The following is a 15437-nucleotide window of genomic DNA, read 5'->3' on the forward strand; positions in this document are numbered from 1 at the left end:
AGTTCAAATATAATTTATTCGAATTTTTTTGATGTTGAATCAATCAAAACCATCCGCTTACTTATGATACAAGTTGAGGAGGAGCATGGATAAAAAACTTCTAAAAAGCAGTGAATATACTTCTTATGAGTGCTCTAAATGAAAGGGCTTTTGCAACATTGGGAGTTAAGGGATGATAGAGCTATAGCTTTTATTAATTAAAGGTTAATCGTGTCTAATCGATTTTTATACCATTCGTGAGAGGATTTTCGTAAGTACTTTTCAGATACACCGTTGTGAAATGGACTTAGAAACATTAAAATAAAACAATAATATAAATAAGAAAAACATACTATTTGGGGATGCTCTGTTTTGTGTAAAGGATGTGAGCTTATATGTAAAAATGAGAAAAAAGCAAAGTTTCATCTTTATTATTAAAAGATATTGACATATTTAAAAGTCGTAAAACCGAATGAAAAGGGAAGGGGCAGAAGAGAATTGTTTGTCTTTAAAGGCTTTCTAACTCAATGTGTCTGTCTTTCTGTTATCAGAAATAATCCAAACGATATATATATATATATATAATAACGTGCTCTTATTTGGTATAGAAATGTTATAAGCAGAAAAAATAGTTTTAAAAAATGCTGTTTCACAAGATTTGAATATTGTCTAATAAGCAGCAGTAAAAGGATGAGCTATTTGTTTCACTCTTTTCTTATATTTGTAATCTCTATGATATTGTCGTTTATGTTGAGAAGAAATGAACTATTTGTACGACATGTTTATTTATAATGATAATTCATCATTTTGTATTTGGAATAAAAGACCAAAATAGCGGAGGGTTTTCTCATTTCGAATTTATTAATACTGAATTAATTAAAATTACTTTTTATATATCCTAAGAAGGTTGGTATGTGGGTACTATTTAAAAAGGAATAAAAACACTTCTTGTGAACGCATTTCAAATGCTATTTGGGAAGTTAAGGCATATTATTTCCGTCGACCAGAAAGCAAGTCGGTTTTTATATCTATTTTCCCAGTGAGTCTCGCTTTGTAGACACCATAATTTTCCATGACACACATCACGTAATTCCGTGTTTCTGTATAAGGGATACGTTCAATCCAATCGATGACGTTATCGAGAGGTTGTCCTCGAGGATCGCCATAGCGCTTGATCCATTCATTGACACGGCGGGGGCCTGCATTATAGCCAATAAGAGTTAGTATATAGGATCCATTAAAACGTTCCAATTGTTCATTGAGAAAATGGGTGCCTAATGTCACATTATAACGCGCATCACTGCTAAATCTTTTAGGAGACCATGCGATTGAGTATTTTTTTGCTAGTGCTTCTGCAGTTGTAGGAAGCAATTGGAGTATCCCTTGTGCACCTGCTTGTGATATGGCTGTTGGATTAAATTCGCTTTCTTTGTGTGCAATGGCATAGATAAGCGATTTTTCTTCTACAGAAATATGAGCAGAGTCTGGTATAGCTCCCAGAGGATGAGAGAGTGCTCCGACATTTTTTCCTAGGAAAGCAGCCATTTTTCCGATTCTGAGGCTGGTATAATAGTCACCATTTTTTTCTGCCATAACAGCCAGAAGAGCTAATTCACCGGGGCTTTCTATTTTTTTTCCGAGTTCTCTATAAAAAACTTTAGCAAACTCAGCATATCCAGCTTCTTCAAGACGTTGAATTGCTTTGATCGCTTTTCGTGCACTAAAATGTTGTCGCTCAGCGATTGTTGGTTTAGGAAAAGAGATATTAAATTTTTTTTGGTTGAGTCGCGCAGCGGCTAATTGACCATAATACGTTGCGCCAAAATGAGCGGCGCGATGAAAGTACAGCTGGGCATTTTTATGTTCTCCTAGCGTTTCTGCTGTTCGTCCCATCCAGTAATATCCACGTGATGCAGCAAAAGGTAAAGAGGAGAGTTGAGGAATGCGTGAAAAATGTTGCATTGCCAACTTAGGGTTATGAAGAAACCGTAGTGCATACCATCCTGCGTGAAATTCAGCATCGACGGCTAATGCAGATGTCATACCAGTGTGCCTTGCAACGAGTTGATAAGCTATTTGGGGTTTGTTTAAATCAAGCATTTCACGAGAAAGGGCGCGTTGCTCTTTCCACAATGATTGAGGGTTCATAAGATGGAATGCATCTTGTGATGTTTTCATCATGAGTGTTGCGGCTGCATCATATTGTTCTGTTCGCCGCAGATGGCGCATTCGAGCAAACTGGAAGAGAGGATCTTTTTTCCATACTCTTTCTAAAGCTTTTAATTTTTGTGTTGCGCTAGGATCATTTTTTTCAACCGCCACAAAAGCATTAAAAAGAGATTGAGCATGGGCTAATTTTGCAACGCGTGCCGCTGAATCAAAACGATGTGCATACAACATAAACTGCATGCGTTTTAAATGATCAATAGGTTTTAAGGCAGCACTTGCATTTTTAAGAACAAATACTTCTTCTTGTGCATTAAGCCGTGTTTTATGCCACCATGGTGCAATAATGTGTTGAGCACGGGTGATTTGTCCCGTTGCAATGAGTGCTTTAGCAAAGAGAGCCATGCCTTGTGCTGTAAGGGGGGGATGATGAGAAAATTTTTGGATAATGGCGTGTGTGATATTGGTTTCGTTAAGAAAAGCACGTTCAGCATTGCGTTGCATCGTTTCTATACCGGGCCATCCTTTTAGCATGTTGATTGCATTAAATATTTCAGAACTGGGTATATTAGCTTGGTTTGACACCCCCAGCGCCCATGTCAAAATATGACGATCAAGGCTATGTTTTTCCATTGAATTACGAAGATTTATTGTTTTTGCAATATTGTTGTTTGCTAGTGCATCTAGCCCAGTTTTCAGTTGCTGAAGTGTAGCAGTATTGTGTGATGTAGTGTGTATCTGTTGAAGAGATTCTTGAGCTTCTTTTGCGGTAAAGGGAGTAGGGCGAACCAAAGGGATTGGTACTTTCCCTTGCAAAAGGGGTGTTTGCGCGTATGCACTTGAAAATAAAATTCTTATTGCCAGTATAAGTGTAGTAAAGGTTGATACGAAAAGAGAGGTGGATAATACACGCATAGAGAAAAGACCTTGAGACCTTGCTTTTTGTAAAAACTTAAGGATTTATAGAACACAAGCATGAAAAACGCGTTAATATAGACGGCTTATTTTAAAGAAATGTTCAACATTTAAGGAGGGACATTTTCATCTTATGGGGGCTTTTTTTGAAATTCATCTTGCTTCAATGATAGAGCAAGATTATGTTCTATTTAAAATTTATAAAAGGCGATTATAAAAAAATAAAAGCAAACATTATAGGGAGTTTATCATGCTCAAGGGAGCTATAACTGCGCTTATCACACCGTTTGATAACAAGGGCGCGATTGATGAGAAGGCGTTTTGTGATTTTGTTGAATGGCAGATCACACAAGGGATTAACGGAGTAAGCCCTGTTGGGACAACAGGTGAATCAGCAACGTTAAGTCATGAAGAACATAAGCGGATTATAGAATTGTGTGTTGAGCAGGTTGCAAAGCGTGTTCCTGTTGTTGCTGGAGCGGGATCAAATAGCACAAGCGAGGCTGTAGAGCTTGCACAATACGCGCAAAAAGCTGGTGCAGATGCAGTTTTGGTTGTCACTCCCTATTATAATAGACCAAATCAATCTGGTTTATACAAGCATTTTTCTTCCATTGCCAAAGCTGTTTCTATTCCGATTATAATTTATAATATTCCTGGTCGTTCTATTATCGATATGGCTGTAGAAACGATGAAAGACCTTTATCAAGATTTTAACAATATCATTGGTGTTAAGGATGCAACGAGCAGAATTGAGCGCGTTAGTGAACAAGGTGAAAAGTGTGGAAAAGATTTTGTGCAGCTTTCCGGTGATGATTGTACGGCGTTAGGTTTTAATGCACATGGAGGTATGGGGTGTATTTCAGTTTCTTCTAATGTTGCTCCAAAGCTTTGTGCAGAGCTTCAAGCCGCTTGTTTTCGTGGTGATTATAAAACAGCACGAGAATTAAATGATCGCTTGATGCCTCTTAATCGTGCTGTGTTTATTGAACCTAGTCCAGCAGGTATTAAATATGCTGCTGCAAAATTAGGATTTTGTGGTGATACTGTGCGTTCTCCTATTGTTCCATTAACAGAAAGAACAAAGAAGATTATTGATGCAGCCCTCAGTCATGCTGGTCTTTTAAAAGCATAAAATGATATTGACAAAGCCATGAATAAAAAAAAGAACGCGCCCGTACGGAAAATAATTGCTGACAATCGTAAAGCACGTTTTAATTTTGAAATCCTTAATAATCTCGAGGCTGGTCTTGTCCTTCAGGGAGCGGAAGTGAAGTCCTTACGTTCTAATCATGCCAATATTGCTGAAAGCTATGCGAGTTTTGAGAATGGGGAATTATGGTTAGTAAACAGCTATATTCCTGAATATACGCAGGCTAATCGTTTTAATCATGAACCACGACGTTTGCGCAAATTATTACTTTCAAAACGTGAGATGGCACGTTTTTTTAATGCAACGTCTCGTGAAGGAATGACACTTGTTCCTCTCAAACTTTATTTTAATGAACGAGGGCGCGTTAAGTTGGAGATCGCTCTAGCGCGGGGGAAAAAGCTTCATGATAAGCGCGAAACGGAAAAAAAGCGTGATTGGGGACGTGAAAAAGCAAGACTTTTAAAAAGATATGGATGATGGATGCAATTTCGATATTCTTTATTTATAGCACTTTTTAAAACAGTTTTAGCATTGATCTAAGTATGTTTTTGCTGCTTGAAAGATTTGGTGAAACATGGCGTCTGTCAAGCGCCCAGTATTTGTATTATAACGAGAACAGTGATAGCTCGAAAAGATGCGTAATCTGCCGATGTTATTGATTTCACCGTGTCCAAAAGGGTGAGATAAAACTTTTGCATTAAGGGCACGTATCGTTGAATGGTGCGCAATGGTGCCTAAGGTAATAACGGCTTTAAGTTTGGGAAGATTTGTTAAAAGAGGTGAGAAGAAATAGCGGCACGTGTTAATTTCTGCACCGGTGGGTTTATTTTCTGGTGGAACACAACGAACAGAGTTAACAATTGCTGCATCAATAAGTTCAAGAGTATCGTCTGCTCTTTCTTCAAAGGTTCCTTGGGCAAAACCAAACTTTTTTAAAGTTGAATAAAGTAAGTGCCCAGCATAATCACCAGTAAATGGACGTCCAGTTCGATTTGCTCCGCGTAATCCAGGAGCAAGCCCAACAATAAGAAGGCGTGTTGTATCTGGCCCTTTATAAGGAAAGAATGGGCGCACCGGTGCGTTATACCAACTTGGTTCTTTTACACGCCAGCCAGCGATAAATTGATGAAGCCTAGGACATAAATTGCAATTTTGGGGTGGTTCTGGGCAAAGTGATGTTAATTGGCTATTCATGGTGTTAGGCATCAATCGTTTTTCTATTTTTTTGAGTCTTTATATAGCGTATATGACGGGTTATGTTTTGATAAACAATCTATAATGAATATAAATAAACTTTTTTAGAAGAAAGTTTAATATAAACTTATTGCTCATTATTGTGTAAAGAGAGATCATTTTTCAGTAATTTATTCGATGAATAAGAGTGCGATACACATGATGTTCAAAGAAAAAAGTTTTCTCTTTAGATAAAGATATTATCATAAAAAGTATGTATAAGGCTGCTGTTATTGCAAAGGGTTTAAACAGCAGGTATTCCTTTTAAAAGGATAAGGACTCCAGACAAGTATTTTGTCAAGAAAGACCTCCCTTTGTTTGAAGTCAATCTATTGGAATGCTTTTAAAAGAAATTTTGATAACAAGCATGAATAGGTTATACATTTTTATAAATTTTCCAAGATTTTTTTTAAATAAGTTCTTTAATCAAAAAATATAAAAGTTTGTGTTGTTTTTCTTGTGTTTTATTTTGATTATTGTATATACTCCTCTATCCGCTATTAAATTTTTTTATTTGAGAAAGAGGCATAAATGGCCCGCGTAACGGTAGAAGATTGTATTGATAAAGTTGACAACCGCTTTGAATTGGTACTTTTAGCAGGTCATCGGGCGCGTCAGATTTCACAAGGAGCGCAGATTACGGTTGATCGTGATAATGATAAAAATCCAGTTGTTGCTTTGCGTGAAATAGCAGAAGAAACATTGTCGCCTGCTGATTTAAAGGAAGACCTTATTCATTCGTTGCAAAAGCATGTGGAAGTAGATGAGCCAGAAATGGCAAGTGAATTTATTACCCATTCAGGTGAAGCTGAAAGTGTTTTTAATACGTCGTCGCAAGAAGAAGGTACTTCATTTGATCATATGTCAGAAGAAGAGCTTTTAGCGGGTATTGAAGGTTTGGTTGTTCCAGAAAAAAGTGACGATTATTAATTGCAGCAATTTATGTTACAGGAGTAAAGATACCTTGTCATGTAAGGAGCAATTATTTTTCTTGTCTTTTATTGATAGGACATGTTCAATAAAGATTAGAGGTGTGAAAAGATAAAGGATATGCTCGTATGATGCGTCAGTGTGAGCTTGTTGGACGTGTTCAACGTTACAAGTCTGACGTAGATGAGGCTCTTTTAAACAGGGCCTATGATTATGCAATGAAAAAGCATGCACATCAAAAGCGTGCGTCAGGTGATCTTTATTTTTCTCATCCTTTAGAAGTTGCTGCTATTTTGACAGATATGCGGTTGGATGAGGCAACGATTGCTGTTGCTCTTTTGCATGATACAATTGAAGATACAAGCGCTACACGAGCAGAAATTGATCAGCTTTTTGGTTCTGAAATTGGGAAGTTGGTTGAAGGGCTTACAAAGCTTAATAAGCTTGATCTTGTATCAAAGAAAGCCGTACAAGCAGAAAATCTTCGTAAACTTCTTATTGCTATTTCTGATGATGTTCGTGTTCTTTTAGTCAAACTTGCTGATCGTCTTCATAATATGCGTACCCTTGGTGTTATGCGTGATGATAAACGTCGGCGAATTGCTGAAGAGACGATGGATATCTATGCGCCACTTGCAGGTCGTATGGGTATGCAGGATATGCGTGAGGAATTAGAGGATCTCTCTTTCTTTTATTTAAATCCAGAAGGTTATCGTACGATTACCAATCGACTTTCTGAATTATTGAAACACAACCGTGATTTGCTTTCCACAATTGAAAATGAATTGACAAAACTTTTTTTGGAAAATGGCATTAAAGCAGATGTTAAAAGCCGTCAGAAAAAATCTTATTCAGTTTTTCGCAAAATGGAAAGTAAAGCATTATCTTTTGAACAATTATCGGATATTTTTGGATTTCGTGTGATTGTTGAGTCCGTGAATGATTGTTATCGTGCTCTTGGTGTCATTCATACGACATGGCCAATGGTTCCTGGTCGTTTTAAAGATTATATCTCTATACCAAAGCAAAATGATTATCGTTCTATTCATACAACAATTGTTGGTCCTTCAAGACAACGTGTTGAGTTGCAAATTAGAACGGCTGCTATGGATGAAGTTGCTGAATATGGGGTTGCTGCTCATTCCATATATAAAGAGCACGGTTCCAATTATTCGACTGTGAAGTTATCAAGTGAAACGAATGCCTATGCATGGTTGCGTCAAACGATACAATCTTTGTCTGATGGAGATAATCCAGAAGAGTTTTTAGAACATACAAAACTTGAGCTTTTTCAAGACCAAGTTTTTTGTTTTACGCCGAAAGGTCGATTAATTGCTTTTCCTAAAGGAGCTACGCCTATTGATTTTGCTTATGCCGTCCATACAGACATCGGTGATTCTTGTGTTGGTGTAAAAATCAATGGTCGTATTATGCCTTTAATGACCAAATTAAAAAATGGTGATGAGGTTGATATTATTCGCTCACACGCTCAAATTCCGCCAGCAGCATGGGAATTTCTTGTTGTCACGGGTAAAGCACGTTCAGCTATTCGACGAGCAAGTCGTGCAGCGGTACGTAAACAATATTCGGGTTTAGGATATCGTATTCTCGAGCGTTCATTTGAATATATGGGAAAGCAATTTTCAAAAGACCTTTTGAAGAAAGTTTTGCCACGTTTAGCACGTAAAGATGTAGAGGATGTATTGGCTGCTGTTGGGCGTGGAGAGCTGTTTTCCGCTGATGTGATTAAAGCGGTTTATCCTGATTATCAAGATCACCGTGTGGTACAAAAGTCATCTTTTAAGCCTGGGGAAGAAGGTTGGTTTAATATTGAAAATGCTCAAGGTATGATTTTTAAAGTTCCAGAAAATGAAAAGAATGCAATGGTCGAGAATCATCAATCTAAAGCCTTGCCTATTAGAGGAACCCGTGGAGATATACCCGTACGTTTTTCACCGGAAGGAGCAGTACCTGGAGATCGGATTGTTGGTATTATGCAGCCAGGAGCTGGGATTGTTATTTATCCAATACAGTCTTCAGCTTTGATGGCGTATGATGATCAGCCAGAACGATGGATTGATGTCCGCTGGGATATTGATGCCCAAATGAATGAACGTTTTCCTGCACGGATGAATATTTTAGTTGTAAATAGTCCTGGTTCTTTGGCTGAAATTACACAAATAATTTCTGCTAACGATGCCAATATCCAAAATTTATCTTTTATCCGTACAGCACCAGATTTTACAGAAATTATGATTGATTTGGAAGTGTGGGATTTAAAACATTTGAATCGTATTTTTTCTCAGTTAAAAAAGGCAGGTTCAGTAAGTACAGTACGGCGGGTTCATGGATAAAAAGAAAGATTTTGCAATGAATACACAAGATGTCATTGATATTTTTAAACAAGCAGATGCTATTCTAGAAGGGCATTTTATTTTAACATCGGGGCGCCATAGTGCGACTTATATGCAAAAAGCGAAAGTATTCATGCATGCTGACTTGACGGAAAAGTTATGTCGTGGATTGGCTGAAAAAATCAAAAAATCTATCGAGGGAAAAATTGACTATGTTGTTGGTCCCGCAATTGGCGGTCTTATTCCTTCCTATGAAACTTCACGTCACCTTGGTGTTCCTTCTCTTTGGGTAGAGCGTATAAATGGCATCTTTGAATTGCGTCGTTTTGAAATCAAGAAGGGTGCACGGGTTGTTATTGTTGAAGATATTGTAACAACGGGTCTTTCCATTCGTGAGACTGTTGAAGCGCTTGTTGCAGCAGGAGCAGAGGTGTTGGCCAGTGCATGTATCCTTGATCGTTCTGGTGGTAAGGTCAATGTTGGAGTTCCATTGATTGCGCTTGCTGAATACGAGATAACCTCTTATGCTAGTGATGCACTTCCTGCAGAGCTTTCTGTTCTTCCCGCGATTAAACCAGGCAGTCGAAATATTTAATTGTCGTTCTATTTTTTTTGTGCAAAAGCTTAAAAAGATTAATTTGGATGATATAGATTATTTCATCATCAAAAGATGTATATTGAGAGTCATATGCTTTTTCGTCGTCGAGAACCAATAGATTTTGTAACGCGTATTCGACTTTGGTTATGGCCACGTCGTTCATTTTCTCGCTCATTTTGCTACATACATAAACGTATTTTGCGTATATCAGCAACACCGCATGAAGTAGCATTAGGGGTTGCTGTTGGCGTTTTTTTAGCTTGTTCCCCTTTCTTTGGGCTGCATATTATTTTGGCAATATTTTTTTCTTGGCTTTTGCGTGCAAACTTTGCTGCCGCAATCATTGGGACAATTTTTTCTAATCCACTCACATTTTTATTGATTGTCATGGCTGATTATAAAGTAGGGTATTTTTGTTTATCACTTTTTAGCGATGTCAAAGAGATTTCTCTTTCGCAAATTCGTGCTCTATTTAATGGTTTGACATTGTCAAATCTCTCTCTCCTCTTTAAAGGCGCATGGGACACAATTATGAGTCCTATGATTTTAGGGGGAACTCTTTTAGGTATTGTTTTTGGTGGTTTATCTTATATAGGTGTTTATAGAGCAACGGTTCGTTTTAAACAAAAGCGATATCAAAAGATTATAAAAAAAAGGCGTTTAAAGAAGCGCTCATCGTAAGAAAGATCGGGTAATATCTTATGATTATTGGTCTTGGAAATGATCTGGTTGATATACGACGTATTGAGAAAATGTTGGTTCGTTATGGTGAGCGTTTTATTGAACGTATTTTTACGGATATTGAAAGAAATAGATCTGAAAATCTCAAAAAAAGCTCCTCTTCTTATGCAAAAAGATTTGCTGCTAAAGAAGCATGTGCTAAAGCCTTAGGAACGGGAATCGCTTGTGGTATCAATTGGAAAGACATGGGGGTAGTTAATTTGCCGTCTGGTAAACCAATAATGCAATTAACAAATCGTGCGCAAATACAACTTCAAAAGTTATTACCTCCTCATCATGATGCAGTTATTCATCTTAGTATAACAGATGATTTTCCTTGGGCACAGGCATTTATTATTATCGAAGCACTTCCACGTGGATAGATGGCATGAGAGATTGTGCTTTTGTTATTTGAATATTATGATGAAAAAAATTATATCTGTGATGAGAAGGCAGTTGGTGATGATCCAAAAAGATAAAGTGCATAAAAAAGAAAAAAAAGGTGGGCTTCGTGAATTTATTTCTGTTTTAATACAGGCTCTGCTTTTAGCAGCGTTTATTCGGACACTTTTTTTCCAGCCGTTTAGTATTCCTTCCGGTTCAATGCGTCCTACTTTGTTGGTGGGAGATTATCTGTTTGTTTCTAAGTATGCATATGGGTATTCTCGTTTTTCCATCCCCTTTTCTCCTCCTCTTTTTTCTGGACGGATTTGGGCATCTCAACCTCAACGTGGAGATGTGGTCGTTTTTCGCTTACCAAGTAATCCGAAGATTGATTATATAAAACGCGTTGTTGGGCTACCAGGTGATCGTATACAAGTCCGTCAAAGTGTCCTTTATATTAATGATGAGGCTGTTTCACGTCACTTTATGGGGGAGATTGATAATTCTGATATAACAGAGGTTAACTATCCTGTTGAGGTTTATCGCGAGACAATGCCTAACGGTGTCAGTTATGATACACTTGATTTAGCTTTCATCCCGAAAGTTGATGATACAGAAGTCTTTGAAGTTCCTCAAGGACATTACTTTATGATGGGAGATAACCGCGACAATTCAGATGATAGTCGTTTAGATGTAGGCTATGTTCCAGAAGAAAATCTTATTGGTCGCGCGAGCGTGATTTTCTTTTCTATCAGTAATGGTTCAAGTGCTTGGCAGATTTGGCGCTGGCCATTTGATGTGCGTTGGAAACGTTTGTTTTCTTTCATAAATACGGTTCATGATTTGCCGCTTATCAAGCAAGGAAACAACGATGAAACGTCTCATGATTGATCAGCTTTTCAAGCTGACGGGGCATCGTTTTAAAGATGAAGAGAGGTTAAAGAAGGCATTAACACACTCGAGTGTACAAGATTCGGAACAGGGGAATTATGAACGACTAGAGTTTCTAGGGGATCGGGTTTTAGGGCTTTTGATTGCAGAGATGCTGTATCAACTTTTTCCTCAGGCAAGTGAAGGTGAATTATCAGTCCGTTTAAATCATCTGGTCAATGCACAGACATGTGCTGATATTGCGCGTGAAATGAGACTTCCTGATATGATCCGTGTTGGTTTTGAGATGAAAAATTTTGAGGGACGTCGACTTATCAACATGCATGCAGATGTCGTGGAAGCTTTGATTGCAGTAATATATCTCGATGGAGGATTGGAAAGCGTTCGCCCTTTTATTCAAAAATATTGGCAAAGTCGGGCAAAGAAAATGGATGCTGGTCGACGTGATGCCAAGACAGAATTACAGGAATGGGCGCATATCCAAGGCAATGCACAACCACATTATCAGGTTATAAAACGTTCAGGTCCAGATCACGATCCTGTTTTTATGGTAGAGGTCAGTATTTCTGGGTTTGCTTCAGAGATTGGGCAGGGAAGCTCCAAAAGATATGCTGAAAGAATGGCAGCTGAAAAAATTTTGCGACGAGAGGGTGTATGGAAAACAGTAGGAAAAAATGATTATGAGTGACGTTATGAAAACGCGTTCTGGGTTTGTTGTGCTTATTGGGATGCCTAATGCCGGTAAATCGACATTGGTTAATCAATTGGTTGGAACAAAGGTTTCAATTGTAACACATAAGGTACAAACAACACGAACTTTAATCCGCGGTATTGTCATTCATGATGATGTGCAAATTGTGTTGGTCGATACACCGGGTGTTTTTCGTCCCCATAAGCGCTTAGAACGAGCCATGGTCTCTGCTGCTTGGGGAGGGGCTAAGAGCGCTGATGTTCTACTTGTTTTAATTGACGCTCAAAGTGGTCTTTCGGATGAAGTTGATATGATGTTAGATATTGTAAACAATATGAAACAAGAAAAAGTTCTTGTTCTTAATAAGGTTGATACAGTTGTTAAATCATCTCTTCTAGCGTTAACCACTAAAATAAATGAACGTGTAAAGTTTGCGCAAACATTTATGATTTCTGCTCTAAACGGTTCTGGTTGCAAGGATTTACTTCATGCGTTGAGTAACATGATGCAGGAAGGGCCATGGTATTATCCGGAAGATCAAATTTCTGATATGCCTATGCGTCATCTTGCTGCTGAAATTACGCGTGAAAAACTTTTTCTTCGTCTTCATGATGAACTTCCTTATTCCTCAACGGTTGAAACAGAAAACTGGGAAGAGCGTTCAGATGGTTCCGTTAAAATTAATCAAGTTATTTATGTCGAGCGTGAGAGTCAGAAAAAAATTGTCTTAGGAGCAAAAGGCGATACAATTAAAGCGATTGGTCAAGCAGCACGTAAAGAACTCATGGAAATTATGGATCAAAAGGTGCATCTTTTTCTCTTTGTGAAAGTGCGCGATAATTGGGATACCGATCCAGAACGTTATCGTGAAATGGGATTGGATTTTTTTAATAAGATTTTTAAAAATAATTAAAGTAAAATGAAGTGGAAAGAACAAGCCGTTATACTTGGTACACGCCAATATGGTGAAACAAGTGTTATTCTTGAGATTATGACACGTGAACATGGTCGTTATATGGGAGTGGTAAAAGGGGGGCGCTCGCGTCGCATGGCAGCTCTTCTTCAACCTGGAAATTTTGTGGAGGCTGAATGGTGGGCTCGTTTAGACGAACATTTGGGACTTTTTCGGCTTGAAGCTCTTGATTTACATGCGGCACGATTAATCTGTCTACCAGAAGCACTTTATGCTTTGCAATTGATAGCTTTTCATTTACGGCTTCTTCCCGAACGTGATCCGCACCCCATTTTATATGATATTTTACACCTTTTTATGCAGAATTTTGATGAACCATTTGTAAATGCAGAATTGCTTGTACGTTTTGAAATGCGGCTTCTTGAAGAACTTGGTTTTGGTCTTGATTTATCTTGTTGTGCTGCAACAGGTCGTCAGGAAAGGCTTCATTACGTATCACCAAAATCTGGTCGGGCTGTCTGTGAAGAAGCAGGAGAACCTTGGAAAAAAAAGCTTCTCATTCTACCACAGTTTCTTGTACAAAGAACGACTCGTCCTGCTGATTTTAGTGATATAATAAATGGTTTTATACTGACGGGTTTTTTTCTTATGCGTCATGTCTGGGAGCCACGAGATATAAAGCAGCCGTCAGTGCGCATGAATTTGATACAATTGTTTGAGCGCCAATTTGGTGTACAGGCATTAATTTGTTGATCTGATGATAATTGAATGGGAAAATGAGAATTTTAAAGACAATTGCTGAAGTTCGCCAATATACTTCAGAGGAACGACGTTTAGGTTTTTCGATTGGTTTTGTTCCAACAATGGGGGCATTGCATGATGGTCATCTTGCATTAGTACAGTATGCAAGAGCAATGTGTGATCGCGTAGTGGTTTCTATTTTTGTCAATCCAAAGCAATTTGGACCTCATGAAGATTTTTCTCAATATCCAAGAGATTTGAAGGGCGATTGTGCTTTGTTAAAAGAAGCAGGTGTTGAATGTGTTTTTGCTCCTTCTGTCGATGAAATGTGGCCACTAGGAAATGATACAATTGTGCAAGTGAAAAAATTATCACGTATTTTGATGGGAAAATTACGTCCAGGGCATTTTTGTGGTGTAACAAGCGTTGTTGCTAAACTTTTTAACATTGTCCAACCAGATAAGGCTTTTTTTGGGGAAAAGGATTTTCAACAAATTTTAATTATTCGGCGTATGGTTGAAGATTTGGCTTTTCCTATTGAAATCGTTGGAGTTCCTATTCTACGGGAGTCAGATGGTGTAGCGTGTTCTTCACGCAATCAGCTTTTAACATTAGAAGATCGTAAAGCTGCCAAAATTATTCCTGAAAGTGGAAAAGCTGCTGAAAAGCTTTATCATGAAGGTGAACGGTCGGTTGATAAATTATGCAAAACTGTTCGTGATATTTTACAACAAGAAACGCGTGCAATCATTGAAGCGATAGATTTACGGGATATGGAAACTTTATGCGTGGTTAAAGGAACATTGAATAAACCGGCGGTTTTACTCCTTACTGTCCGCTTTGGTGAGGTAAGGCTGATTGATCAATATATATTGCAAGAGAAGAGTGGAAAATGAGTGTACATAAAACCGTAAAGCGTATAACATCTTCCGAAATACGTGCAAGAAAGGGACAACAGCCAATTGTTTCTTTAACAGCTTATCAAGCTTATACTGCGCGGATTGCTGATCCATATTGCGATATCCTTTTGGTTGGTGATAGCGTTGGGATGGTTGTGTATGGGTTTGAGACAACGCTTCCTGTTAATTTAGATATGATGATTTCACACGGGAAAGCCGTGGTGCGTGGATCTCAAAAAGCTCTTGTTGTTATTGATATGCCTTTTGGTTCTTATGAGGAAAGTCCAGAGCAAGCTTTTTTAAATGCATCGCGCATTCTTGCACAAACGGGGTGTGGTGCAGTTAAGCTTGAAGGGGGTGTTTATATAGCCCAAACAATAGATTTTTTGTGTAAACGTGGCATTCCAGTGATGGGGCATATCGGTCTTACACCCCAAGCAATGAATCGTTTTGGTGGTTTTAAAACACAAGGACGCAAGGAGAATGATTGGCAAAGAATTGAAGCAGATGGAGCAGCGATTGAAGAGGCAGGTGCTTTTGCTGTTGTTTTAGAAGCAATGGTCGAACCTTTAGCGGTGAAACTGACAGATAAGCTTTCTATCCCTACGATCGGTATAGGGGCGTCCAATCAATGTGATGGGCAAGTATTGGTTATGGAAGATATGTTGGGCTATGGTTCTCATGTGCCAAAATTTGTACGCCGTTATGGAGACCTTGAACAAGCGATGGAAACTGCAATAAAGAATTATGCAGAGGATGTCACATCTCGCGCTTTCCCAGCGGATAATGAAGTTTATAAACTAAAATAAACTTCAGTTTAAGATGAAAGGTTTGACAAGAGAACATTTGTTATTTTGATAATGAATGTGC

Annotated in this window: 15 protein-coding genes; 13 read left to right on the forward strand and 2 right to left on the reverse strand. The window is 38.2% G+C overall.

The genetic code is table 11. The features are described 5' to 3' along the window. Positions 1-969 precede the first annotated feature (969 nt). The gene (locus tag ACFINL_RS01900) at positions 970-3060 is read right to left on the reverse strand and encodes a lytic transglycosylase domain-containing protein (protein WP_375649517.1); all 2091 of its coding nucleotides are present in this window, start codon (positions 3058-3060) and stop codon (positions 970-972) included. A gap of 250 nt (positions 3061-3310) precedes the next feature. Here ACFINL_RS01900 and dapA point away from each other — a divergent pair, with 250 nt between their 5' ends. Together dapA and smpB are read left to right on the forward strand one after the other, a co-directional pair. Continuing rightward, positions 3311-4195 carry a 4-hydroxy-tetrahydrodipicolinate synthase gene (gene dapA, locus ACFINL_RS01905; RefSeq protein ID WP_375612952.1) on the forward strand — a complete coding sequence of 295 codons (885 nt, stop codon included), beginning with the start codon at positions 3311-3313 and terminating at the stop codon, positions 4193-4195. Positions 4196-4213: 18 nt separating this feature from the next. Beyond that, positions 4214-4690 (forward strand): SsrA-binding protein SmpB, encoded by a 477-nt coding sequence (gene smpB / locus ACFINL_RS01910; RefSeq protein ID WP_012231306.1) that lies wholly within the window; start codon positions 4214-4216, stop codon positions 4688-4690. 48 nt (positions 4691-4738) lie between these two features. Here the strand turns inward: smpB and ACFINL_RS01915 are convergent, their stop codons facing one another. Then, positions 4739-5407: a uracil-DNA glycosylase gene (locus ACFINL_RS01915; RefSeq protein WP_375630891.1), complete on the reverse strand. Its 669-nt coding sequence runs from the start codon at positions 5405-5407 to the stop codon at positions 4739-4741. Positions 5408-5977: 570 nt separating this feature from the next. Between ACFINL_RS01915 and rpoZ the strand changes: the two genes are divergently transcribed. From rpoZ to panB, 11 genes are all read left to right on the forward strand, one after another. Then, the gene (gene rpoZ, locus ACFINL_RS01920; RefSeq protein WP_273791104.1) at positions 5978-6376 is read left to right on the forward strand and encodes a DNA-directed RNA polymerase subunit omega; all 399 of its coding nucleotides are present in this window, start codon (positions 5978-5980) and stop codon (positions 6374-6376) included. Positions 6377-6504: 128 nt separating this feature from the next. Further along, a complete protein-coding gene (locus ACFINL_RS01925; protein WP_375611211.1) occupies positions 6505-8730 on the forward strand; it encodes a RelA/SpoT family protein in 2226 nt (741 codons plus the stop codon). 16 nt (positions 8731-8746) lie between these two features. Next, positions 8747-9325 carry an orotate phosphoribosyltransferase gene (gene pyrE, locus ACFINL_RS01930; RefSeq protein WP_375629334.1) on the forward strand — a complete coding sequence of 193 codons (579 nt, stop codon included), beginning with the start codon at positions 8747-8749 and terminating at the stop codon, positions 9323-9325. A 93-nt stretch (positions 9326-9418) separates the two neighbouring features. Further along, a complete protein-coding gene (locus ACFINL_RS01935; RefSeq protein WP_375606309.1) occupies positions 9419-10009 on the forward strand; it encodes a DUF2062 domain-containing protein in 591 nt (196 codons plus the stop codon). 20 nt (positions 10010-10029) lie between these two features. Continuing rightward, positions 10030-10431, forward strand: a complete 402-nt coding sequence (gene acpS, locus ACFINL_RS01940; protein ID WP_375629295.1) for a holo-ACP synthase — start codon at positions 10030-10032, stop codon at positions 10429-10431. Between the two features lie 79 nt (positions 10432-10510). Next, positions 10511-11323 carry a signal peptidase I gene (lepB, locus tag ACFINL_RS01945; protein WP_375611213.1) on the forward strand — a complete coding sequence of 271 codons (813 nt, stop codon included), beginning with the start codon at positions 10511-10513 and terminating at the stop codon, positions 11321-11323. Then, positions 11304-12011, forward strand: a complete 708-nt coding sequence (gene rnc / locus ACFINL_RS01950; RefSeq protein WP_375611214.1) for a ribonuclease III — start codon at positions 11304-11306, stop codon at positions 12009-12011. The genes lepB and rnc overlap by 20 nt, the downstream gene beginning before the upstream one ends. Further along, positions 12004-12927, forward strand: coding sequence for a GTPase Era (gene era / locus ACFINL_RS01955; RefSeq protein WP_375611215.1), 924 nt, complete (start codon positions 12004-12006; stop codon positions 12925-12927). The genes rnc and era overlap by 8 nt, the downstream gene beginning before the upstream one ends. Before the next feature lie 6 nt (positions 12928-12933). Continuing rightward, positions 12934-13680 (forward strand): DNA repair protein RecO, encoded by a 747-nt coding sequence (gene recO / locus ACFINL_RS01960; RefSeq protein WP_375611216.1) that lies wholly within the window; start codon positions 12934-12936, stop codon positions 13678-13680. 23 nt (positions 13681-13703) lie between these two features. Beyond that, a complete protein-coding gene (gene panC, locus ACFINL_RS01965; protein WP_375611217.1) occupies positions 13704-14564 on the forward strand; it encodes a pantoate--beta-alanine ligase in 861 nt (286 codons plus the stop codon). Then, on the forward strand, positions 14561-15376 hold the full coding sequence (gene panB, locus ACFINL_RS01970; protein ID WP_375611218.1) for a 3-methyl-2-oxobutanoate hydroxymethyltransferase: 816 nt from the start codon (positions 14561-14563) through the stop codon (positions 15374-15376). Before panC ends, panB begins: the two co-directional genes overlap by 4 nt. The last annotated feature ends 61 nt before the right edge of the window (positions 15377-15437 follow it).

It is taken from the genome of Bartonella sp. AA78NXGY (genome assembly GCF_042197005.1).
Lineage (GTDB): Bacteria > Pseudomonadota > Alphaproteobacteria > Rhizobiales > Rhizobiaceae > Bartonella.